Origin of the sequence: Dolichospermum sp. UHCC 0406 (assembly GCF_009712025.1) — a bacterium.
Taxonomy (GTDB): domain Bacteria; phylum Cyanobacteriota; class Cyanobacteriia; order Cyanobacteriales; family Nostocaceae; genus Dolichospermum; species Dolichospermum lemmermannii.
On record NZ_VILA01000002.1, the window covers coordinates 52,812 to 77,774 of the forward strand.

Consider the following 24,963-nt stretch of genomic DNA (forward strand, 5'->3'; position numbering starts at 1 on the left):
TATAAAATCGTTCATTTTTCACTATCACTAATTTATTATTTTTTTTGCTTCTGCATCTAACCATATTAAAGACCGGGGATTACTCTTAGTAACAGCATCAATTAAACCCAAAATTTTACATTTCAATATAGCTATCCTATATGCAAATAAATTAACATTTTCAATTAGTTTAATTTGATTTTTACTATGTCTCAATAGTTCATAAAAAGCAGAGAAAATTCCCCTATTAATCCAATAAATTTTAGCGATAAAATTAAAATAATTTAATCCAATTCCAATTGCAAATCCTGTAGCATAAGCATAAGCAAGAGCATTTTTAGTGTTTTTAGCCTTTTCAAATAGTCCAGGATGTGCAACTTTAATGTTAGGACATAGCTTGATTGATTGGCCAGTTACTATGATTTTTGAAGTTAGAACAAAAGCTTCCCCACATTGACATGCATGATTTGAACCAGGACCCATATCATTGAAACCGCCTAATTGCAAAAATAGCTCTTTTTTTATAATTAAGTTCCATTCAATTATAAATCTTGAAAAATTTCTATACGTTATTTTCGATGTATTCTGTGGCCAGTGAGAAATATAGCAGCCATCTATTACCTCTCCTCGTTGAGGTACCAGCAGATTTGGCCCATTTGGCAAACTAATAATCAGTTCTTCTAGGGATATTATGTTGGAGTAGATAAAAGCGTCATCATCCAAAAAAAAGAGATATTCACCGGATGCTAGTGATGCTCCAAGATTTCTGGCTTCAGCAGCAGGAATTACGCTATTTCGTACATACTCAACTAATTCAATATTAAGAATTTTCCTAAGTATATCTATTTCCTTCCCTGATTGGTTAATCAAGACTAGTTCGATTTGTTCATGCTTCAAATTGCTAAGAGAAATAAATAGTTTTTCTAAAAACAATTCAGGCTTTACCACGGGGACAATAAGCGAAAGTAAAATTGGGGTATTTATTAATTTATTCATTTAGATTTAACCTCTTGATTTTGTAGTATGTGTGTCTGATATTTATTTATTAAACGTTGTTTTCTGAACTCTGCGCCTTTTTGCTTTCCGAAAAAATATCCTACTATTTTATAGAAATAGTATGAAAATAACTCTTGAATGTATAAAATTAATGCACGATAGAAAAATGGGCTTTTCAAATTCCGATGAATTTTGATATACTCTAATTTCAAATTAAAAATTTTATTATCGCTTACTCCTCCAGTTTGATAATATGCAACTACGCCATCTAAGTAATGAAATTCAGCACCAATGAGTAACAAAGAGAATACGTAAGCGTAATCTGAAGCATATTTGTAATTAAGATTATATAGTCCTTGATTTAAGTAGGTATGCTTCGTAATGAATATAGCTTGATGACAAATAGTCATTGAGTATTTTAGTCTATCAATACTTGCAGGAGATTTTATAGTAATATTCGCATCTGTGTAGCCAAGGTAAATATCACCATAATAAATGGATAAATCATCGCTAGGAACAAATTGTTCAACTAACAATGAAAGTGCATTTGGTAGATATGTATCACCTGCATTAAGCAACCCTATAATATCACCAGAAGACAAGGCTATACCTTTATTCATAGCATCATAAATCCCATTATCTGGTTCACTAAGCCAGTAATCAATATGGGCTGAATACTTTTTAAGTATTTCTAAAGTGCCATCATTGCTTCCACCATCTATCACTAAATATTCTATGTTTTCATGTGTTTGATTAATTACACTTTTAATTGTAGATTCTATATATTCTTCTCCATTAAACACAACGGTTATAATCGTCACCAATGGTTGATTATGTTGGTGATTTTCATCCTTGCGATTACTATTAATCTTTCTAGATCCGCCTTCTATACGTTCAGGACAAGATTTTTTTTTCAAATATTCTGGGATGCTGGAGATTTCCATAAAGTCATAAAAAAGGAAAGATTCAAGAGTGTCAGTGCTACGACCATAGAGCCTTAACGGGTGACAAGGCGGCTAAACAGCTTGTTTCATAAGGGATAGAGCCTGAAAGCCACGTTGAAAAAAGAGACGTTTATGAGGCTTGAGATTGATAATGAAGGAGAATTCTGTGGACATCAGAAGCTATCTGAAAGCTTGAAATTAGAATGTTTCTTTTCAAAGCCGTATCATTTATGGAAGCGTGGATTGAACGAATACACGAATGGATTAACTCGACAATTCTATCCCAAACCCACGAACTTTAAAATATCCATACTTCAAAATTTAATATTTCAAACACTTGCAATCACAATCATATGGTCATTGAATAATGGTATATTACCTCGATTCCCTAACAACTTACTAGCAAGTAAATAAAATAGCCACTTTGGAAAACTCACAGAAGAATGATGATTTACGTTTAATACATCTATCTTATTAAGACCGCATGAATTTAAAGCATTTATTAGACCTTTTTCAGAAGCAACTGCAATATGACCGACATAAGCAAGATATATCCAGTTTTTTCCAGACATTTTTGAGTATATGCTATTAGCATTACCTGTAAATATCACTATCTTACCATTTGGGGATAAAAATTCTTTTGCTATTTTTATCTCTTTTATAGGATCAGCTAAGTGTTCAAAAACATCTATGTAAGTGATGATGTCCATTGAATGTTTCCTAAATGGGCTTTTATCTAAAGTTCCATTAAAGTAAGTAATTTTTTCATGATTTATCATATTTTCACTAGCTTTACCTGGCTCTACACCAAATTTTTGCCAAGATTCGTTGATACAATCTAAGAATTTACCATCACCGCAACCAACGTCACAGATAGACATAATACTATTTTGATTCGGATTGAGAAGATTCCCCAATTCAACAAAGAAAGAATTACTTTTTTCTGTTTCGAGTTCTTGCCAATAATCTTTTGGAAGATCATTGTACATGCTTAGTAATAATTCTTCACTTTTCATTCTATTATCAGTAGCGATAATAGAACCACAACTAACACATTTACCATGAGTCATTGATGGAAGAATATTCTTTAAATCAGAAGAATTTAACATAAGCACATGCTCTTTTATGGATTTAGTATTTGGGTCGTTTCGGACATTTCGGACACTAAATTCCTTAAGATATCCCTTACAGTAAACGCAGTTCATAATTAGACCTCACTTAAAGTTAAGTAATTTTTTTGCGAAAAAACCTTTGTTATTGGCGGTGAACCAAATCAATAAAATACAACTTTGCAGTATAGCAGATCCTAGTCTTAATACATTGCTATAAAGTATAAAATAATGTAAACACACGACAATGCAAAAAAACAGCAAAGGGAACTTCAACCATTTTATCAATGTATTTTGAGGAATACAAAAGTGTTTAACTCCCATTAATAATAGAAGATTTGTTAATAAATAAGGGAAATTTCCACAGATTGCTCCGATTAAACCAAAATTATATGCCCCCAACGCAATCATTATGAGAGATAAAAAGCCACTAGCTGCTACTACAATAGCACAAATATTAGCTGCACCTATGCCAAGTAGGATATAGTAACCAACAGCATTGAGAGAATAAAGTGAATAAATTACCGTAGAAATACAAAATAAAAATATGTATTTAATATCTATTACATTTGTGAAAATTAAGCTACATATCAATGGGGAAAGTGTTATTAATATACCTCCTAAACCAAGAGCAACGAGACCATTCAACTGAATAGCTTGCTTAATGTTTTGTTTTGTTTGTTCATTATTTAAATTTTGGATTAAATGGCTGACCGCAGGAACTAAAGGTTGTACAGGTAATGAAGAAAGTACATTAATTTGTGTTGTAATATCAGTTATCGCCGCATAAACCCCTAAACTTTGAGTCCCTAGCAAACTTCCTACAATTATACGATCTCCTCTTGCAAAAAGTGCGCTTCCCAAAGAACTCAACCAAATCATTACGCTATAGCGTCCTACTGCAAGTCCTTTATCTTTACTCCAAGCCAGGTGGAGATTTACAGTTTTAAGTAATGATTGCACCACCCAGGCATGGCTTAACAAAACTGCTACAGCAGCAACAGCTTGCCACTGCATCAATGCTATTGTCCGTCCTCCTCTGTAAGCTATCACTAACATTCCCAGTGTAATTAGTGCAGACTGAATCGTATTTAGCAGATTCATCAAACCATAGCGCTGATATGCTTGCTCCACACCAACTAAAACCTGTTGAAGTAATCGCGACCACAATACTAATCCACCAATCTGTAAAGCTTTTACCCCTGTCAACTGTTGTGTATTATCTAATTTAGTAAATATACTAACAATACCCTCAGCACCAAACCAAAGAGCGAACGCTGCGATTGTAGCCAATATCAGCATGGCTCCAACTGTCACAGTTAAAGTTTGTGATAACCCATCACTATCTTCCTTTCCTAAGTCCTGAGAAACAAACACAGTGGTTGCAGTAGCAAGACCAGCTTCAGCTAAACCAACAATTGCGATAACACTAGAAGCTAGAGTCCAAAGTCCATATTCCTCAACTCCAATCAAGCGAATCAGTAAAGGAATTGTAAGTATAGCCAAACCAATTCGGATAATTCCGCCAGCAGTATTATAGAATCCATTCTTTAAAAAGCTGTTTTTCAATTTAGTAAATTTACTTCAGTAATTTGGTGTCGTTAAACAATAGATTTTTTGAATAATTTAAGTGTAACCGCCCAATAATTCACGGTAGCGCGTTTAGTTATAAGTATCAACTAACTTAAAACCGTTCTCAGCCAGGTAGTCTGTCCCTATTGATTGAGCGGTTACAATTGAGTGGTTATATCATATAGACATAGCTTTCACCTATTTCAGCCTTCCCAGTTACGACTAGGTGGCGAGGGAGGAACTGAGATCAAAAGACTATCAAAGCTCAACTCCTAAAACAAGGTATTGCTTAGTTAAGCCATTCTCAACCAGCCAAATACATCATCAACAGTTAATTTTAACTCTATTCCTGCCAATACAGGCAGAATATCGGTTTTTTCCATCAGTATTGGTTGGCGATCGCACAAAAATACTAGAATACTTAAATCATCAGGATCAAGAAACCATCCTAATTTACACCCATGCTCCATACAATACAAGATATTGCCAATCACTTTATTTGATTTCTGTTCAGGAGAAAGAATCTCAATTACCCAATCGGGAGCTACTTCAAATCTATCTGGGACTTCTCCACTGCTAAGGAAAGGAATATGTTCCCATGTAAAAACTGCTATATCAGGAACAATTGAGCGATTACCAAAGCTACACCTGAGTTCAGGGAAAGCATAGGCAATTTTTTCAGATTCACTCACCAAATTAATTTCGCCACTAAGTTTCCCTTGCAGTCGGCTGTGTCTTCCTTTCGGCGTAGGTTTTTGAATAATTTCCCTACCCAAGAACTCTGATGCTGGCTTTGTTTCCGGTAGCATCAGAAACTCCTGCAATGTGAGATATTTTATGGCGCTGATGGTCATAAAGGATAATTATTGTAGCCCTTAGTCGACATCGTTTTGATAATTATACCATAATTTAGACATAGCTTTCCCCTACTTCAGCCTTCCCAGTTACGAGTAGGTGGCGAGGGAGGAACTGAGATCAAAAGACCATCAAAGCTCAACTCCTAAAAAACGAATAATTTTAGTTAATTTCTTAGCGGTGCAAACTGTATTTGCACCAACCAAAAAACTCTACATCTTATTAGGTTAATATTACATGAGCGGGAAATAAAGTCAAATCTTACCGCAGATTGGCCTGAGAAAACTTCCCCTTACTATCTACTTTCTGACCGTAATAACCTCTCTGATAATAATACCCACCATAACTACTTTCCTCACTAATACCATTCACTACCATTCCCAAAATAGGCACTTTCCCATGATTAAGTAATAATTTCGATGACTTCACCGCTGAATATTCCACCTTGCCAGGACGGACAACCAGCAATAATCCATCCACATACTTACCAACAATCAGTGGATCAGTAACAGCAGTCAAGGGTGGTGTGTCAATGATGACAAAATCATAATCATTCCTTGCTTCTGCAATCAAGTCAGCCATGCGCTGGGAATCCAAAAGTGCGACTGGGTTAGGCGGAATTTTTCCGGCTGGCAACATATTCACCTGGGGAGATACCTCCTGGACAGCATTTTTTAACTGCATCTGACCTGCTAAGATATTGCTTAGTCCCAATAAATTGGGTATTTCCCAAACGCGGTGCTGACGGGGACGGCGCATATCGGCATCCACTAACAGCACTCGTCGTCCTACGTGGGCTGCGGCTAGGGCTAAATTTGCTGCCACAAAAGATTTACCTTCTCCGGGGGTTGAACTAGTGAGCAAAATTACCCGTAATTCTTTGTCAGATAGGGTAAAGCCTAAATTAGTCTGGAGCATTTCAAAAGATGTACTGACTGGTGAATAGGGGTTATCCAACAAGGGCAACTCTTGCCGACCTTCCTGCCGATGTTTTGGATTTTTTTCACCATATTGGGGAATCGCCCCCAGCAAAGGAAAACCCAACAGCCGATTCGCTTCTTCAACATTTTTGAGAGATTGATTCATAGATTCCAACAGCAGCGCTGTTCCCGCACCTAAGAGGATTCCCAAAAATCCGCCTAGTGCTAAGTTGAGGGGAATCTTGGGAGAAACGGGACGTTCAGGAACTAAAGCCTCAGAGATAATCCGCGAATTACCTACATTCTGATTTTCTAGCACCTGAACTAACTGAGATTGCTTCAGAAATTCTTGATAGGTGATTTGTGCCACGGATAACTGTCGCTGTAGCTGTAGCTGTTGTTGTTCCAGTCGAGGTAAGCTATCCAAACGTCGCCTATTAATTATAAATACCTTTCGCAATTCTCCGATTTGGTTTGTTAAGGCTAACCTTTCCACCTCTGATTTGACTAGATCTTGAGTTAATGCCTGTTTGAGTTCTCCTACCTGCAAATTCTGTTGGGGGAGAGACTTGGAACTACCAATGGTTTGGGTAACTCGCTCTTCTAGTAACTTTTTAAGAGATGCCTCTTTCAATACCAAATTCACAACTTTTGGATTATCACTAGTATAAAGTGTTCGCGCTGTTGCTAGGTCATATTGTGTTTTCTGGTATTCTGTGAGTACCTGCTGTACGCCACGAGATTGACTTAATGCACTGAGATCAACCGCCTCTTGTGTAGTTGACTTCATTTCATACTGCAAAGCCACAGATCGAGTGTAAGCTGCCGCTAATTCGCCTTGGCTGCGGGTAATTGCCTCATCTAGTTTTCCAAGAGATTCCAAACCAGTTTTGGCTTCTACATCCAGAGCTACCACCCGGTTGTTTTCTTTAAAGCGACGCAAGGTCATTTCTGCCTTCGTAACTCTTTTCTCGACCTCTGGTAATTGCTTGTCTAAAAATTCTCGCGCGGATCTGGCCTCGGTGCGGTTAGTGCGAATATTACTCTCCAGATAATATTTCATTAAAGAATTGACCACATCTGCTGCTTCTTGCGGATTAGTACTCCTGTAAGAAAGCTGGATCACATCCGTTCCTCGGATAGTCTTCAGCTTCAGTTTTTTGAGAAAGTTCTCCAAAGAAATCTGTTTGCCTTGATCATTTGTCAAATTCAGTGTGGTAATAGTTTTTATAACAATGGGGTAGGAGCGGATGATCTCAGATTCGGTATCTACTGGGTTACTGAGGTTTGTCAATCCGCCCAGTTCTCCCAGAGATTGGGAGAGACCTGCGAGTGAGGAAGCCCCACTTTTTTTGGTGAAAACCAGCTTGCCTTCGGATTCGTAAATTGGTTTTGCTGAGTAAGTGAGCAAGGCTGTGACTCCTAAGACAGAGGCAAAGACAATTGATGTCACCAGCCAATGTCTTTTGAATGTTAGCCAGTATTGTTGGATATCAAAAGAGGAATCTTGGTCTTCTTGGTTAATAGACATAAATTAATTTAAAAAAATATACTAAGTTAGAACTTAAGTGTTGTAGAAATTGTAGATCATGTATTTGCACAAAATTAAGTCATTTCCGGCAATACCTTGTCCAAATCGCCAAAAGTCTTGATTTGTAGGTTGGGTTAAGCGACAGCGAAATCCAACAAAACAGAAAATGGACAAGGTAGTAAATAATCCTTTTTACACACTATTCGATAAATTGAAGAGTTTGCAAAATTACAGGCTATGAAATTTAATCAAAGAAGTTCATGTCTTACCTTTTTCCCACGATAGAAAGCTGTAGATGATATTGTCTAGGTTATTATACTTGGGTTGCCAGTTCAATACCTGCTTAATTTTCTCTGCATCAGCAGTCACACAGGCTGGATCTCCGGGACGACGCGCTACTTCAATTACGGGAAAATCCACACCAGAAATAGCTTTGACCCGTTCCACAACTTGCCGGACACTATAACCTTCTCCATAACCACAGTTGAGAACTTGACTTTCTCCATCTCGTTCCAGATAGCGTAACGCATCAACATGGGCTGCGGCTAAGTCTTCAACATGGATATAATCTCGAATTCCTGTACCATCTGGGGTGGGAAAATCAGTGCCAAAGATCTTCAATTCTGATTGGCGTTTCAGGGCGGCATTACAGGCATTGGCAATCAAATGAGTTGCATTGCTTGAGTTTTGTCCGATTCTGCCACCGGGGTCGGCTCCGGCGACGTTGAAATAGCGGAGAATTACATACCGCAGACAAGAAGCTAGTCCATAGTCTTGAATCATGAATTCGCTTATCAGTTTGGAGCGTCCGTAGGGATTAATTGGTAGGGTAGGAGTAGACTCGGTGACTGGATTTTCTTGGGGTTCGCCGTAAACTGCGGCTGTACTAGAAAATATCAATTGGTTAACACCCATGACACTACAGCACCGGAGCAAATTCAGAGTATTCCGTGTATTATTTGCGTAGTAATCGAGGGGATAGGCAACGGATTCTGGTACAACTAGACTAGCTGCAAAGTGCAGGACTGCACTAAATTGATGTTTGCCAAAGACTTGGTAAAGGCGGTCTATATCTCCTAAATCGCCAATAATTAGCTCACCATGGAGTACGGATTGGGGTAAACCCGTAGAGCAATTGTCATATACGACTATATTATAACCAGCCTCGCCTAGTTGACGCACGACGTGGGAACCAATATAGCCTGCACCTCCTGTCACCAAGACTTTTTGATTCATCTGCCTTTACCCAATAAAACAACTCTGATGGTTTTTAAGACTATGACTATATCCAACCATAAAGAATAGTTCTTGATATAGTAAAGGTCGTAAGCCAGCTTTTCATAGGCATCTTCCAGGGAAGCTCCGTATGGATAAAGTACCTGCGCCCAACCTGTGATTCCTGGTTTGACTAAATAGCGCATTTCATAATAAGGAATTGCTTCTTTGAGCTTGACATCAAACTCTGGCCTCTCTGGACGAGGACCAATCAGGCTCATTTCTCCAGATAACACATTCCAAATCTGAGGTAGTTCGTCAATTCGCAAAACTCGTAGCCAATATCCCACCCTGGTAATGCGTGGATCTCGTTGAATTGCCCATTGTGCGCCCTTCTTTTCAGCATCCTGAGACATGGAACGGAACTTGTAAACCCGAAATGGTTTACCGTATAATCCTGTTCGTAATTGGCTATAGAAAATTGGACCTGGACTATCTAACTTAATGATTAAACCAACAATGACCATGAGTGGCAGTAGCAGCACAGATAATACTCCAGTCAGCATTATATCTGTAAACCGCTTGATTTTGAGACTAAAACCACAAAATACCAGGTTAAAGCCACTACTAAAAGCAAACCACTCATCTTCAAGTAGAGAGGAGGGAAGTTTGTAGCATAAAGTTTCCCAAATATCGGGCAACTGGTAAACAGGGATGCCTTTGAGTCGTAGTTGCATTAAACTTTGCACTTGTACATCAGAGAGACTGATTTTTGTCCCTACTACCACCCCTAATAAGGGTTGCTGACTCCAATCAGATAGGTCGCTGAGGCAGCCTTCATGACTTAGTTGGGGTTCTATTTCTGCTAATTCAGGCAGTTGTTGGCCATTTTCAGTCAGGATAACTAATCTTCCCAAGGGATTCCGTGTTAAGAACATTTGGGCAAACTTTATCGCATGATTGCCAGATCCTAGCATTAACCAACGACCCTGGTGGGACTTTGATCGCCACCAATTGAATGCCAATAGTCTTAATATGATTGCCCAGATTGTAAATATTCCCAGATTAACTAGCAATATACCCCTCATCCCTCCTGAATCCTGTTCCCAACTCTCCGATAGATAAATTACCAATGAAGTGATGAGGGTAATTATTCCACTACTGATGAGAATGCGATTTGGAGCTTGTAAACCTGCAATTTCTTTCTCTGGATGGTATGTATCTGACAAATACATCCCTGTTAAAACCAGTAAGATAAATCCGCAGACAAATGGGTCAAATCCTGTCAATGGATTATTTAACGTCCAGTAAGAAGTAAGTCCCAAGCAGACAAATAGGCCAAGGACATCCCCCACCATCAGGAATAGAGATATAAAGCGTGGGAGTTTTACTAACTGAATGCTGCTGCTGCCTCTATTAGTCTCAAATCCTATCTCTAACATAAGTATTTTTTTGAAGTTGCTTGTAAAAAAATGAACTTGTAAACAATAGCTTCGCCAAATTGAAAAAAAGCTTTAATTCATAAATACCTTGTCAAAATTGTAAGAAGCCTTAATTTGTAGGTTAGGTTGTTTACTTTTGCGTTGCAGAGCAATCACCATGAAACATAACATGAGCGTTGTGTTGCGCTGTTGCTTTGTAAAATATTCAGCCCCATACTTTCACAATTCTTCCCGGATGGATACAATTTAAATAGACTGCGGGATTTTGCGACAGTTAGTGGGTGAATTCTAAATAGATATACCCAACACTAAATATTTAATCACAGCAGATACTAAAATGTAAAGTTTCTCACTGCTGAAGTTGAGACTAAGCGGTACAAAGACGATACAGCAAGGCTGAGTTAATGGGAGACTTACCAACCCAACCCGCATTTGAAAGTAGGGTTTATTGGCAGATGGGAATATTGACAGCTAATCAAATGTCTTTTGTGGCTACAGATGTTTGATTTTATTTTTGGGGGGGCATTTTTTCGAGTAATTATGGATAGCAACAGCGAGATTACGGAATGTGACATAAGATTAAATTCAGTGATTGCTTTGATATGGCGATCGCATCCTGAATCATCTTAATCCAAAATCTCCGCATTGCCCATACTGAAAAGTAAGCAAAAAAGACACCTTATGCCGAGTATTCCTAAAAACCTCCTCGATTTCACTCAAACTCCCCATAGCGGCTATCATTGGGACTGTAGCCATCGTCGTTTCTTTGAAGGCTGGTATTACCGCGTCACACTGCCCGAAATTAAGCAAACTATCGCCTTCATGTACTCTATCGAAGATCCCAGCGGTAATCAGCCCTACAGCGGCGGTGCAGCCCAAATACTGGGCATAAATGATGAATATCTTTGTCGCACCTTTCCCGATGTGAATAAATTTTGGGCGAGTCGGGATGTTTTAGGATTAGGACATTGGGGAAAAACTAACTTACAAGTTTCCCCCCTGTATCTTATCCCCAGTGAATTTACACACCATATTCAAGAAGGTTATCAAGCCACAGCCACCTTAAATCAAGGCATAATTACAGATCCTGCCACTGGTAATTATTGCCGATGGGAATACGAAATTAAACCCGTATACGCATGGGGAAATCAAAATAGTCTTCAGCAATCAACCGCTGGTTGGCTATCATTTTCGCAGATATTTGAACCCGGCTGGCAAATTTTAATGGCTCACGGTTTAGCCAGTGGTTGGATTGATTGGCATGGTAAAATTTATGAATTTACAAATGCTCCAGCATACGCAGAAAAAAATTGGGGTGGTGCTTTTCCCCAAAAATGGTTTTGGCTAAATTGCAATTCTTTTATTAATCAACCCGATTTAGCTTTAACAGCCGGTGGCGGTAAACGTGGTGTATTATGGTGGATGGAATCAGTGGCGATGATTGGTATCCACCACCAAGGCAAATTTTATGAATTTGTTCCTTGGAATTCAGAAGTAAAATGGCAAATTCAGCCCTGGGGTAGATGGCAAATGCAAGCCAAAAACCTAAATTACGAAATTGAACTGACAGGAACTACCCAGTTACCAGGTACATCTCTCCGCGCACCGACAAGCAATGGTTTAAATTTTTGTTGTCGGGATACTATGCAAGGGGAGCTAAATTTAGAATTGCGAGAACTTAATGGCAGCAAATCTCAAGTTATCCTCAATGCCAGTAGTAATCTATGCGGTTTAGAAGTTGGTGGTGATGATTGGGATAATTACTGGCAGTCTCACTAAAAATACTGCTATGATAATATTTGGTTCATTCTTGGGGTTGTAGCTCAGTTGGATAGAGCGAGCGCCTCCTAAGCGCTAGGCCGTGCGTTCGATCCGCACCAATCCCATTTGTATTTGTCATGTAGCTGCACTTGGAATTAAAGCGCAACTACATTTTGTTTTTGTTTCGCGCAGAGACGCAAAGGAGCAAAGACGCAAAGGAAGAGGTATATCTATTTACGGTGTAAATACATGAAAAATGCTGTCGGTTTACTCCAATTTAGCGTGAGCAGCTAAAATAATTCTTTCTGTTTCTTGCCAATTGATACATTTATCTGTTACGGAAACACCATATTGCAAGTCTTCTCGTTTTCCGGTTATCGGTTGGCTACCTTCGTACAAGTTTGATTCTAGCATCATGCCGACGATGGAATTATTGCCATCTATTATTTGCTGAATAATATTTTCAAAGACTATGGATTGTAATCTATAATCTTTGTTGGTATTACCATGACTACAATCAACAACTATTCTTGGTGATAAGTTGGCTGCTTTTAATTGTTCTTCTACTAGTTTAATGTTCTCTGCATCAAAATTAGGCTGAGTTCCTCCACGCAAGATTACATGGCCATGAGCATTTCCTTTAGTTTGAAATACACTCACTTGTCCTTTTTGATTGATACCCAGGAAATGATGGGGTGTGTTCGCTGATTTAAGCGCATTTACTGCAACTTGAATATTCCCGTCTGTACCATTTTTAAATCCCACCGGCATAGATAAACCACTGGCCATTTCTCGGTGTGTTTGCGATTCGGTGGTTCTTGCGCCAATTGCTGACCAAGATACCAATTCACTGATATATTGAGGGATGATGGGATCAAGTGCTTCTGTGGCAGTTGGTAATCCTAACTCTGTCAACTTTAATAGTAAGTTCCTGGCAATTGAAATTCCTTCTTCTACATGAAAAGAATCATCCATTTTTGGATCATTAATTAATCCTTTCCAGCCTACTGTAGTTCGGGGTTTTTCAAAATAAACCCGCATAATTAGCAGCAGTTTATCCTGAACTTTTTCGGCTAGACCTAGCAAGTTTTCTCCATATTCTATGGCTGCTTTTGGATCATGAATTGAACAAGGACCGACGACAATGAATTTACGTCGGTCTTGAAAATCTAGAATATGTTCTATTTCTTGTCTGAATTTTAAAATTGTATTTTCAGCAGTTTTCGTTAAAGGTAATTTTGCCTTCACTTCATTAGGAGTTGGTAAAACATGAGAACTCTTAATGTTAGTGTTAATTAATTTGTGGATCATAGCAGAAATCTCTGGATTTGTGTTATACGGTAGTAATTCTCAAATATCTGTGAAAACGTTTCTTGTTCTCTTTAAGCCTAAAGTAGTTTGTTAAAAAAACAAGTTGCACAAATTTAGATCAGATTACTCTATGCAAGGGTTGAATATATTAATATACACAGTTTTTCAGAAAAATACAAGATAAGTCCGTGTTATTTCCATAACATTTGGACATAAAACAATAATTTAATCCAGAAATTTAGATAAAAAGCTCCTGTCCCCAACCTTAGAGAAGCAGGGGATATTTTTGGAAAATTACTAAATATAGTAACTTTACTCAATTTTACCAGTGGTTATTAACATATAACTTAATAACCAATTTGCTGATGTGGCTCTGCGAGTTTGTCGCGGACTAAATTCACCGATTTTGTAACCTTTAAAACCGAGTTTTTCTTTGAGAGCCTGTTTATTTTCTGGAGGAATAGAACGAGTCAATTTCATAATTGCTGGACGAGAATCAATAAAATCCGGTGGTTGTGGATATTCATCTCTCCAGGTTGGTGCTACTTCACTATTAGTCCATGTGTCTGTAATGGGATTATAGCGATAACCCAGGTGATACCATAATAATTTTTTTACAGTATCATCATCAATTTTATCATTAATGATTGCCCAAATTGTTTCTGTATTTAGTGGGGGAAGATGAGACATAATTTTGAGAAAACAGGGAACAGGTAACAGATGATAATTTTACCAATTACCAGCCCTTGCAGATATAATCAGTGTTCAAACCCACAAAATATTACTTAGTAAAGGTACGCTTAACTTCAATAGCATCATTATAAGCAAGACATCCTTCTAATACTGTACTTCCTTGCTTGTACTCAATTGTTTTAGTTTTAAGTTCTGCTAATACATGAGCAGAACTTAACAACACTAGCGCAGTGTCAGCAAAACAGAAAGTCAAAATTTCATAACTTTATTAAGTATTCAAAATTGATTATGGTGAATTATCACCACAAAACTCGACAAAATAAAAGTCATTATTTTGAAAATAATTGCTACAATTCTGCTTTTAGCTTCTGGATGATGTATCTCAGTTATCAAACAGGAATTCAGTTGTTAAAAGTTGCAGGAGGATGGTTTACGCCACACTACGCTACGCTATCAAAATGAACTTTTTTGTATAACTGGCATAAGAATTGAGGTAGATTCAATTATTTATTGTATAAAACCTTACTTAATTGCTCATAATCTCCTAACTTCTGTATTCTGTTTAGTAAGATTGCCATTCTAGCAATGCGAAATTTTGTCGTAACGCTAAATTATTAGTTATATAAAGAAAAATCAATCGTTGTTCCCAATTAATTCATCGGCTATTAGCTCATTACCATGCGTGCAACTGCTACTATTTATCAGAATCCCCTACTTCAAAGCTCTGGTTTACCCGCATTTGCGGCTATTAAATCGGAGCAAGTCGAACCAGCTTTTAGTTATCTGTTAGGAGAACTTGAAAAGCAATTAACTGACTTAGAGGCAAATATAGAGCCTACTTGGAGCGGCTTAGTAGAACCTCTAGAAAAATTGACAGAACGGCTAAATTGGAGTTGGGGAATCCTAAATCATTTAATGGGTGTAAAAAATAGTCCAGAACTACGTATTGCCTATGAAAAGGTACAGCCGCAAGTAGTTCAGTTTATGAATATCCTGGGACAAAGCAAACCTATTTATAATGCTTTTAAAGCAATTCGCCATAGTCCTACCTGGGAAACTTTAAATTCAGCCCAACAGAGAATTATCAAAGCGGCAATTCGAGATGCAGAATTGTCTGGTGTTGGTTTAGAAGGAAAAGACAGAGAACGGTTTAATAATATCCAAATGGAATTAGCAGAACTAGCGACTAGATTTGCTAATCACGTTCTAGATGCCACTAAAGGCTTTATTTTAATTCTCACCACCCACAATGACATTGATGGCTTACCAAGTAGCTTGTTGAGTCTTGCAGCCCAAGCTGCGCGGGCGGCTGGAGAGGAAAATGCTACACCAGAACATGGACCGTGGCATATTACTTTAGATTTTCCTAGCTATTTCCCGTTCATGCAGCACAGTACCCGGCGGGATTTACGGGAAAAAATCTATAAGGCTTATATTACCAGGGCATCTTCTGGGGAATTAGATAATAATCCTTTGATTATCCGTATTTTAGAGTTAAGAAAAGAACTAGCTCAATTAATTGGCTTTGAGACTTTTGCTGAACTGAGTTTGGCTAGTAAGATGGCCAAAGATGTTGCCTCTGTCGAAAAACTATTAGAAGAACTCCGTCAAGCTAGTTATCATGCTGCTGTCAAAGATTTAGAAAAACTCAAAGCCTTTGCTAAAGCCAAGGGAGCAGCAGAAGCCGAAAATTTGCAGCATTGGGATATTGGCTTTTGGGCTGAACGGCAACGGGAAGAAAAATTTGCTTTTACTGCGGAAGAATTACTGCCCTATTTTCCCCTCCCTCAAGTCCTAGATGGGCTATTTGGGCTAGTAAAAAGGCTTTTTGGGGTGACGGTGACACCGGCTGATGGCCAAGCCCCAATATGGCATGAGGATGTGCGTTATTTCCAAATTGCTGATAAATATGGTGAACCTATTGCTTATTTTTACTTAGATGCTTACAGCCGTCCCGCAGAAAAGCGTGGTGGGGCTTGGATGGATGCTTGCATTCACCGGAGGAAAGTTACAGAAAATGATTTGACTACTATCCGTCTCCCTGTAGCTTATTTGATTTGTAACCAAACTCCCCCTGTGGATGGAAATCCGAGTTTGATGGCTTTTGATGAGGTGGAGACATTGTTCCATGAATTTGGCCATGGCTTACATCATATGCTGACTAAGGTGGATTATCTGGGAGCAGCAGGTATTAATAATGTTGAGTGGGATGCTGTGGAATTACCGAGCCAATTTATGGAAAACTGGTGCTATGACCGCCAAACCTTGTTTGGTATGGCTAAACATTATCAAACAGGGGAATCATTACCAGAGCATTATTACCAAAAATTGTTGGCAGCACGTAATTACATGAGCGGTTCAACTATGTTGCGGCAACTAGATTTTAGTAGTGTTGATTTGGAATTACACTACCGCTATTCTCCCAATAGTCAGGAAACCGTGACAGATCTGCGACACCGCATTGCTAAGTTAACAACTGTATTACCACCATTGCCGGAGGATGCGTTTCTATGTGCTTTCGGTCATATTTTTGAAGGGGGTTATGCAGCCGGATACTATAGCTATAAGTGGGCTGAGGTTCTCAGTGCTGATGTTTTTGCTGCTTTTGAAGAAGTGGGCTTAGAAGATGAAGCCGCAATCCACGCCATTGGCAGACGTTACCGAGATACGGTTTTAGCACTAGGTGGCAGTCAGCATCCCATGGATGTCTTTAAAACCTTCCGGGGACGAGAACCCAGTACCAAGGCTTTACTCAAGCACAATGGACTGCTGACTCAATGCTGTTCGGATAAGCAGGGGTGGTAGGGGTGGTAGGGGTGGTAGGGGTGGTAGGGGTGGTAGGGGTGGTAGGGGAAGTAGGGGAGGTTGGGGAGGTTGGGGAGGTTGGGGAGGTTGGGGAGGTTGGGGAAGATAATTTTTCCCTTGCACCAGTCAGCCATTCCGTAAATTTACACGACAACTTCTTCCCGTTGGCAATCAAAGAAAAGTTCAAAAACAGTATCAGGAATCATCTGACGGATGTGTTGAATATAGCCTTCGGCATCAGAACGACTGCGAAACCGGGAAACAATAACTTTTTCCCGTTCGCTAACGATACGGGCTACAGCCCAACCATTCAGCCTTTTTTTGTAGGCGTTATCTTCTCTTGCCGCAGGAATTGTGAGATCTTCTGAAGTGCTATTTTTGTAATCCGTATTTTGTGGCATGATTATTTTATGCATAAGAACTTGAGTGAAGGGCGTTAGTATGTCTCTTAACCAAAGATTTACTAGCGTCTTTTATTGATGATGCCACCTTGTTATTACATATTTTAAAAATTGTCAATACTTGGTGCAACAACTTATTTTCTGACAATCTTTGCTTTTATTTAATTCGGACTAATATATACTGTATTAGTTCAGTATTTAAACTTAAATAGAGACAAGAAATATTGGTATAAACCATACCAAGCTTCAATCATTTGAGATCATCTTGCAAAATAAAAATGTCAATTACATCAATCATCCAAAAAGTAGCATTACAAATAGGGGCTGTGGTTTTACTTGAACCAGAATATAAATTAGTTGGGCATATTACTTTTAAAAACGGGAAAAGATCAGTTTTTAGTTATGCCAAATTGAATATTAACGGTCTTGCTTCAGCCGAGTTAGTCAAAGATAAAGCCTATAGTAATTTTTTCCTCAAGCAGCTTGGATATCGAGTAACGGAGGGTAAGACATTTTTTACTGATCAGTTATGTGCGAAAATAGCTCATCCTAGAAATATTCATGATGGATTTAATTATGCACAATCAATCGGATTTCCAGTAATTGTTAAACCTCTGAATCTTAGTCAAGGCATTTTGGTGACTAAGGTATATAATCAGGCAGAATATTATGATGTAGCTCATAAAATCTTTGAAATTAAATCAGGATTGATTGTAGAAAAGTTTTATAGTGGTAATGACTATAGAATTGTTGTTTTGGATGATGAGGTGATTACCGCTTATCAAAGAATTCCCTTATTTGTTGTTGGTGATGGTATATCTAATGTTTTAGAGTTACTTCAACAAAAACAGGAAAAATTTTTGAACATGGGGAGAAAAAATGTGATTAAATTTGATGATTTTCGCATTTCCCAAAAATTAAAAACGCAAAATATTGATTGGAATAGTGTGATTCCTAATAATAATATTATCTATCTTTTGGATAGTGCTAATTTATCCAGTGGAGGTGAAGCGGTAGATTTTTCTGAAAGGATTCATCCTGATTTTCAAAAATTAGCAATTAACATTACTAAAGATATGGGATTAAGATTAACAGGGGTGGATATACTCACCCATGATATAACTATGCCGATGGTAGATTATACGCTCATTGAAGTCAATGGTTCTCCTGGTTTAAATCACTATGCTGCTAGTGGTGAAGTAGCAGCAAAAAGGGTGGAAGAGTTTTATCTGAAAATTCTCCAAGTCCTAGAGAATGATAGTTAGGGCTGGCTGAAAAAAGCAATAGGAGTGAAAAATTGCTGGAGTTTCCATCAGATTAATCCCTATTTAAAGCGTAGGTGGGTTGGCAAAAGAATACATTAAATCAGCCTCGATTAATATAGATACCCGACTTCTTAAAGAAGTCGGGTATCTGTTTATATTGAAAGTAAAAAATAAAAGGGACATAATTGCTGCAATTATGTATCCTAAATAAGACATAAATACCTCCTTTTCTCTACCTCTGTGTCCTCTGTGTCCTCTGTGGTTCGTTCCAAAAAATCCCTTCACAAACCAGGGAGAATTGCTATATCTATAATTCAGATTATATAACTCTTATTCAGTAACTAATAATTTGAGGTAAGATAAATAATCATCTGCCATTAATTCATGACCAATATTACTAATAAACGGGCTGATTTTGATAGTCCATGGAAAGAAATTCTCACCGCATATTTTCCCCAAGCAATGCAATTCTTTTTTCCCGAAACCGAGGCACTAATTAACTGGGAACGTCCTTATGAATTTCTGGATAAAGAATTTCAACAAATTACCCGTGAAGCCGAACAAGGAAAGAGATATGCTGATCAATTAGTCAAAGTTTGGCAAATTCAGGGTGAACAATTGTGGTTATTAGTCCATGTAGAAATTCAGGGAAAAAAAGAAGATAATTTCAGTCAACGGATGTTTACCTACAATTATCGCATTTTTGACAGTTTTGGTCAACCCGCAACCAGTTTGGCGATTTTATGTGACACAAACCGTGAATGGCGACCGAGTAATTACGGTTACAATTATCCCCAGACAAAGTTAAATTTTGAATTTGGTAGCATTAAACTGTTAGATTATGAACAACGGTGGCAAGAGTTAGAAAATAGTAAGAATCCTTTTGCTACAGTGGTTATGGCGCATTTGAAAACCCAGCAAACGCGCTCATATCCCCAAAAACGCAAAATCTGGAAATTCAGTTTAATTCGCAGGTTATACGATTTAGGCTTACAAGAGCAAGATATTCGTAACCTGTATCGCTTTATAGACTGGGTGATGATTTTACCAAAACCATTGGAAAATCAATTGTGGTCGGAGTATAAAAAATTCGAGCAGGAGCGAACTATGAGATATATTACCACTGGTGAGCGCATAGGTTACGAGCGGGGAATAGAAGAAGGTAGACAGGAAGGAGAACGGTTGGTTATTTTAAAACTGCTTAAAAGGCGATTGGGTGAATTATCACCGGAAACAACACAGCGGATTCAATCTCTTTCTGTTAATCAGTTGGAAAATCTAAGCGAGGCTTTACTAGATTTTAGCAGTATGGCGGATTTACTTAATTGGTTGCAATTAGATTAATCCTCTTGTTGAAATCTTCAAATATATGTAAGGTAGATTAGCAATAAAGTACATAAAATAAGTCTTGATTAAGATAGATGCCTGACTTCTTAAGTAAGTCGGGCATTTGTTTGTATTTAAGTTAATAGGCAAAAGTGACATAATTGCTGCAATTATGTCACTTTTTTTGGCTATTTTTAGTCCGTAATTGTGCGTTTTTTAGTGATATTTTCAACTTAAAAGGGCAATTTTACGGATATTTGTGCGGAAAATGCTGTTATCATCAAGCTATTGAAAGTGACAAAACTGAAACAATTATGTCACTTTTATTTTGTCTAAGTCTCTAGACAGAGGTTTTTATTTTGAATAGGATGTAGTCAGGAAATGAAAAAGTATAACATTTCCTGTTTTTTCTAGATTTTTTGACTTTTTAAAACCAAGGAGAATACTAAGATGGCTAACATTCAAATCTTTGAAATTAATGAAGATGGAGAATTACTAGTAAATGATCCAGCATTAGCAGGGGCGCTTCAAGAGTTAAAGCCTGAAGAACTTAACATGATAGTTGGTGGTGCAACAAACAAAAAATGTGTTGTAATAAACAATAAGTGCAAAATCAAATAATGAGAAGTGGTCTAGGTTCAGTCTAACGCCTCAATCTCATTCTTCATCCAATCAGATATCCTCTGAATAATAACACTTACTTGAAATTCGATCGTTACAACATACTAAATGTAGCGATCGCATTTTCAAGCAAAAAACTAATATAAGGAATTTGTCAAATGACAACAATAGAAACTGTAAAACAAGCTAACTTGGTGCGTGCGGGATTAATATCTGATAAAGCTTTTGAATTAATTATTTTCCCAACAGAACAATGTAACTTTCGTTGTATTTATTGCTATGAAGATTTTTCCATAGGGAGAATGAAACCTGAAGTAATCTCAGGTATTAAAGCTCTTTTAGACAAACGATCTTCAAAGTTGAATTTTTTAAACCTATCCTGGTTTGGTGGTGAACCCCTGATTGCTAAGGATATTGTTTTAGATATCTCTGAATATGCTACATCTTTAGCGGCAAAAAATTCTCATTTGCAGTATTCAGGATCTATGACAACCAATGGTTATTTACTAGATATTAATACTGCTTCTGCTTTAGCTAATGTAGGGGTTACACATTACCAAATTTCCCTTGATGGACCAAAGGAAATTCATGATCAGAGCCGGATTCGGGCAGATGGTAAAAGTACATTTGAGCGAATTTGGAATAATTTACTAGCAATACGGGATAGTTCATTACCAGTTTCTATCTTGTTACGTCTTCATTTTAATCCAGATACATTTAACTTGCTTGATCCTTTGTTGGAAGATATTAAAAAAGAATTTTTACCTGATTCCAGGTTCTCTGCTTTCTTTAAAGGTATTGAGCATTTTGGTGGACCTAATGATAGTTCAATCAAGGTTTTTTCAGAAGCTGAGAAGGAAGCAGCTAATAAAATACTTCAATCTAAATTATTTGGTGATGACTTAAAATCACCACAGAATAATGATGTATCACCGGAATATGTTTGTTATGCTGCACGTCCTAACTCTTTAGTTATTCGTGCTAACGGAAAAGTTAATAAATGTACAGTAGCGCTTACAGATGAACGTAATGACGTTGGTACTTTACAGCCAGATGGTCAGCTTAAACTTATACCAGGGCGTTTTGCTCCTTGGGTTCGTGGAATTGAAACCCTTGATTTTGAAACATTAGGTTGTCCTTTAGTTTCATTACCCAGTAGCGATGAAATTAGTGCTAATTTATCAAGAAAGTCTGTTGCTGTGTAAAAAAAGATTTTTTTCTCGTTTCCTCGTTCCCAGTCTCCGACTGGGAATGCTACTGAGAGGCTCTGCCTCCGTGACTTAGTATCAATGAAGGCAGAGCCTTCTGTAATTCATTCCCATACAGAGTATGGGAACGAGAACATTTTTCATTTTTGTGATTAAATCACTCGAAATTCACATTAATCTCTGTTTGATTAACTTGTTTTTTCATCCAACTTAATAGTAAATCGCTAACAATTTGCTGACGCAATTTATCATTCAATTCCGGTTGAATAATCTCCTCAACAAAAATTAAATGTACCCCTTTAGAAGTAATTATCGGTTTAATTACCTGTGGAGGTTTCGCACCAAAGACAGCAGCAGATATTTCTGGCTTTAAATCCCGACGATTTAATATTCCTAAATATCCTCCCTTACGACGTAATTCTATATCTTGAATATATTGGTGAGCTACATCATAAAAACTCATTTCACCTTCTTTGACTGCATAGAAAAGTTCTATTGCTAAATCCTCATCATTAAATACAACTTCATACATGACCACACCAGCATAATTTAGCTGATTTTCAAAGAAGAAAGGTTCGATTTGATCAGAAAATAAATGTTTGCTTAACTTAGCAGTAACCACACCAGTATAGACTATATCTTCAAAATCATCTATAGATAAACCATATTTTTCTAACCATTTCCAAGTGTCATTAGCACTGGTCAGGTCATTATTTAATCGCAGAAAATCCGCTGCTTTTTGTAATTCTTCAATTTCTACTTTTATCCCTGCTTCTTCCGCAGTAGTTATAATCACTTTTCGGTTGACAATTTGCTCAACTAACTCAGGTATTTTACAGGATAATTTAATTTGTTGTAAAATATCTGATTGGGTAATGGTGATAGGTTCGGACATAATTTGCTCCTTAAATACATAAATAAATTATACCCCACCCTAACCCTCCCCTTGCTAAGGGGAGGAGACAATTCGATGAATTTTTTCTCGTTCCCAGTCTCCGACCGGGAATGCTACTTAGAGGCTCTGCCTCCATGGCTTAGTATTAATGAAGGCAGAGCCTTCCGTAATTCATTCCCATACAGAGTATGGGAACGAGGGGAAAGACTAAAGAGAGGGGACTGAATTAATTGTTTCCCCCCTTCTCGTTCCCAGTCTCAGACTGGGAATGCTACCTAGAGGCTCTGCCTCCATGACTTAGTATTAATGAAAGCAGAGCCTTCCGTAATTCATTCCCATACAGAGTATGGGAACGAGGGAAACAAGGGAGGACTAAGGGAGGTAATTCGATAAATTTTCTACAATTTCACTCCTCCTTGTTGCAATTTTTTAAAGGGGTCAAGTAGAAAATCAATAATTCGTCGCTGACGGACAATTACCTCAGCGGTTGCTGTATCCCCTGGACGCAAAGGAATACATTTATTAGCAGTGGGAATACAACTTTATTTGAGAGAAATTTCTAAGTTATAAGCGGCTACTTTGCCATTAGCTGTATCTATCTCTATCGTATTAGGAGAAATTTTAATTAACTCTCCTGAGATAATACCATAATCCTGAAAAGGATAAGCATCAAATTTGAGTTTTACTGGTAATCCTAACCGCAAAAAACCACTGTCTGTAGTTGCCATTTGCGCTCGAATTATTAAGGGTGAATTATCTTGGGCAATTTCGGCAACCATTGTCCCTACTTGCACAACTGAACCGGGTTTTTGAATTGGTAGTTGAAATAATATCCCATTCACAGAAGCTTTAATTTCTCGCTGTCCTAACTGAAATTTTAAGGCATCAATTTGGCGTTTAGTTTGAGAAATATCTGATTTGAGAGAACTAATATCTGTGTCTAAACTTTTCTGTTGTTCGGCGATTTTTAACACTGCTGACTGACCAGAAAGGGTTAAAGTTTGATAGCTTCCTTGTTGTTCTCCCAGTCGCAATTTAGCCTGTTCAATATCGGCATGAGCTTGGCGCAAATTTCGCCCATAACTACTTTGTTGTTCTGCTAAACGTAACTTAGCTTGTTGAATATCTGACTGACTTTGTGCATATAATTTTTGCTTTTCCTTAGCGATATCTTGCTTGTCTACTAAATTGATTTCTGGAATTACTCCCTGTTGTCTGAGTTGACTATAGCGTTTTACTTCTCGCTGACTACTTAATAAACTACTCTCTGCTAATTGATTAGTAGTTTGACTATTAGTTAGGGTTTGTCGCGCTTGATTAAGTTGAGATAATCTTTCTTCTTTCTGAAATTGATAGGCATTTTTTAGGGTATTAATATTCTGTTGCGCTTGATCAATTTGTGCTTGTTTCTCTAATTGTTGAGATTGATTTTGTTGTTGTTGGGTTGCTAAGGAGACAATTAACTGATTTTTGGAGGATTTTAACTGAGAAATTCGGTTTAATTGTCCTTCCAATTTATCTTGAACTTGACGTAATTCTGATTTGACTAATGCCGATTCTAATAATAATAGAGTTTGTCCGGCTTTGACTGTTTCACCTTCTTTAACTTGAATTTCCGCAACTGTTCCCCCTACAGCCGCATCTAATTTCACGGTTTTATCTTTAGGTTCAATACGTCCTCTTCCTGTACCAGTTTCATCTACTTTAGATAGCAAAGACCAAGGTAAAACTATGGAGACAATGAAGACTAAAAGATATAATAGTCCCCGCGTCCAAACCTGTGGTAAACTATCAAGTGATTCTTTAGTAATTTCCGACCAATCTTCATTGGTAATTTCTGGTAATTCTGGTGATAAGATCTCATCAGATTTTGTGATATTCCCATTTAATGTACTTGTCATAATGCACCTTTTTCTTAGTATGAATTTATGGTAGGTTGGGTTGAGGAACGAAACCCAACTATAATCATTGTTAAATCATTGTTGGGTTTCGCTATGGCTCAACCCAACCTACGTTATTGTTTGTATGTAATTGCTGTTGATTTAGATTCTCATGAATTTGTCATAATGCACCTTTTTCTTAGTATGAATTTATGGTAGGTTGGGTTGAGGAAC

General features: G+C 37.6%; 18 protein-coding genes, 1 tRNA gene and 2 pseudogenes. 8 read left to right on the plus strand and 13 right to left on the minus strand.

Annotated features, from left to right (window positions below; translation table 11 throughout):
• Positions 1-27 precede the first annotated feature (27 nt).
• Together FJR09_RS02575 and FJR09_RS02580 are read right to left on the minus strand one after the other, a co-directional pair.
• A complete protein-coding gene (locus tag FJR09_RS02575) occupies positions 28-975 on the minus strand; it encodes a glycosyltransferase family 2 protein (protein ID WP_168653730.1) in 948 nt (315 codons plus the stop codon).
• On the minus strand, positions 972-1,919 hold the full coding sequence (locus tag FJR09_RS02580) for a glycosyltransferase family 2 protein (protein ID WP_168634685.1): 948 nt from the start codon (positions 1,917-1,919) through the stop codon (positions 972-974). The genes FJR09_RS02575 and FJR09_RS02580 overlap by 4 nt, the downstream gene beginning before the upstream one ends.
• A gap of 117 nt (positions 1,920-2,036) precedes the next feature.
• Here FJR09_RS02580 and FJR09_RS26060 point away from each other — a divergent pair.
• A pseudogene (locus tag FJR09_RS26060) lies at positions 2,037-2,225 on the plus strand (IS30 family transposase); the annotation flags it as partial.
• Positions 2,226-2,248: 23 nt separating this feature from the next.
• On the opposite strand, the gene FJR09_RS02585 reads toward FJR09_RS26060, so the two are convergent.
• From FJR09_RS02585 to FJR09_RS02610, 6 genes are all read right to left on the minus strand, one after another.
• Positions 2,249-3,028, minus strand: coding sequence for a class I SAM-dependent methyltransferase (locus tag FJR09_RS02585; protein ID WP_168634684.1), 780 nt, complete (start codon positions 3,026-3,028; stop codon positions 2,249-2,251).
• Positions 3,029-3,133: 105 nt separating this feature from the next.
• Positions 3,134-4,597, minus strand: a complete 1,464-nt coding sequence (locus FJR09_RS02590) for a lipopolysaccharide biosynthesis protein (RefSeq protein WP_168634683.1) — start codon at positions 4,595-4,597, stop codon at positions 3,134-3,136.
• A 296-nt stretch (positions 4,598-4,893) separates the two neighbouring features.
• Positions 4,894-5,454: a Uma2 family endonuclease gene (locus tag FJR09_RS02595; RefSeq protein WP_015078339.1), complete on the minus strand. Its 561-nt coding sequence runs from the start codon at positions 5,452-5,454 to the stop codon at positions 4,894-4,896.
• 262 nt (positions 5,455-5,716) lie between these two features.
• Positions 5,717-7,906, minus strand: a complete 2,190-nt coding sequence (locus FJR09_RS02600) for a polysaccharide biosynthesis tyrosine autokinase (RefSeq protein ID WP_015078338.1) — start codon at positions 7,904-7,906, stop codon at positions 5,717-5,719.
• Positions 7,907-8,164: 258 nt separating this feature from the next.
• Positions 8,165-9,142: a UDP-glucose 4-epimerase GalE gene (gene galE, locus FJR09_RS02605; RefSeq protein ID WP_015078337.1), complete on the minus strand. Its 978-nt coding sequence runs from the start codon at positions 9,140-9,142 to the stop codon at positions 8,165-8,167.
• A complete protein-coding gene (locus FJR09_RS02610) occupies positions 9,139-10,563 on the minus strand; it encodes a sugar transferase (RefSeq protein ID WP_168653731.1) in 1,425 nt (474 codons plus the stop codon). Before FJR09_RS02610 ends, galE begins: the two co-directional genes overlap by 4 nt.
• 681 nt (positions 10,564-11,244) lie before the next feature.
• On the opposite strand from FJR09_RS02610, the gene FJR09_RS02615 reads away from it, so the two are divergent.
• Together FJR09_RS02615 and FJR09_RS02620 are read left to right on the plus strand one after the other, a co-directional pair.
• Positions 11,245-12,342, plus strand: a complete 1,098-nt coding sequence (locus FJR09_RS02615) for a tocopherol cyclase family protein (protein WP_168653732.1) — start codon at positions 11,245-11,247, stop codon at positions 12,340-12,342.
• Between the two features lie 33 nt (positions 12,343-12,375).
• Positions 12,376-12,449, plus strand: a tRNA-Arg gene (locus tag FJR09_RS02620).
• Positions 12,450-12,591: 142 nt separating this feature from the next.
• Here FJR09_RS02620 and FJR09_RS02625 read toward each other — a convergent pair.
• Positions 12,592-13,635, minus strand: a complete 1,044-nt coding sequence (locus tag FJR09_RS02625; RefSeq protein WP_168651303.1) for a 3-deoxy-7-phosphoheptulonate synthase — start codon at positions 13,633-13,635, stop codon at positions 12,592-12,594.
• Between the two features lie 312 nt (positions 13,636-13,947).
• Positions 13,948-14,325, minus strand: coding sequence for a DUF1823 family protein (locus FJR09_RS02630; protein WP_168651302.1), 378 nt, complete (start codon positions 14,323-14,325; stop codon positions 13,948-13,950).
• A 681-nt stretch (positions 14,326-15,006) separates the two neighbouring features.
• On the opposite strand from FJR09_RS02630, the gene FJR09_RS02635 reads away from it, so the two are divergent.
• Positions 15,007-17,133 carry a M3 family metallopeptidase gene (locus FJR09_RS02635; RefSeq protein WP_168653733.1) on the plus strand — a complete coding sequence of 709 codons (2,127 nt, stop codon included), beginning with the start codon at positions 15,007-15,009 and terminating at the stop codon, positions 17,131-17,133.
• A gap of 143 nt (positions 17,134-17,276) precedes the next feature.
• Here the strand turns inward: FJR09_RS02635 and FJR09_RS02640 are convergent, their stop codons facing one another.
• Complete coding sequence (locus FJR09_RS02640; RefSeq protein ID WP_015078330.1) at positions 17,277-17,534, minus strand: hypothetical protein; 258 nt, start codon at positions 17,532-17,534, stop codon at positions 17,277-17,279.
• Between the two features lie 278 nt (positions 17,535-17,812).
• On the opposite strand from FJR09_RS02640, the gene FJR09_RS02645 reads away from it, so the two are divergent.
• From FJR09_RS02645 to FJR09_RS02660, 4 genes are all read left to right on the plus strand, one after another.
• Positions 17,813-18,799: a cyanophycin synthetase gene (locus tag FJR09_RS02645; protein WP_168653734.1), complete on the plus strand. Its 987-nt coding sequence runs from the start codon at positions 17,813-17,815 to the stop codon at positions 18,797-18,799.
• A 384-nt stretch (positions 18,800-19,183) separates the two neighbouring features.
• A complete protein-coding gene (locus FJR09_RS02650; protein ID WP_168653735.1) occupies positions 19,184-20,143 on the plus strand; it encodes a DUF4351 domain-containing protein in 960 nt (319 codons plus the stop codon).
• A gap of 432 nt (positions 20,144-20,575) precedes the next feature.
• Entirely contained in the window at positions 20,576-20,746 is a 171-nt protein-coding gene (locus tag FJR09_RS02655) for a hypothetical protein (protein ID WP_168653736.1), read from the plus strand.
• Between the two features lie 158 nt (positions 20,747-20,904).
• A complete protein-coding gene (locus FJR09_RS02660) occupies positions 20,905-21,951 on the plus strand; it encodes a radical SAM protein (protein WP_168653737.1) in 1,047 nt (348 codons plus the stop codon).
• Positions 21,952-22,111: 160 nt separating this feature from the next.
• Here the strand turns inward: FJR09_RS02660 and FJR09_RS02665 are convergent, their stop codons facing one another.
• Together FJR09_RS02665 and FJR09_RS02670 are read right to left on the minus strand one after the other, a co-directional pair.
• Positions 22,112-22,849, minus strand: a complete 738-nt coding sequence (locus FJR09_RS02665; protein ID WP_168653738.1) for a peptidylprolyl isomerase — start codon at positions 22,847-22,849, stop codon at positions 22,112-22,114.
• A 398-nt stretch (positions 22,850-23,247) separates the two neighbouring features.
• Positions 23,248-24,750: pseudogene (locus FJR09_RS02670) on the minus strand (HlyD family efflux transporter periplasmic adaptor subunit).
• Between the last annotated feature and the right edge of the window lie 213 nt (positions 24,751-24,963).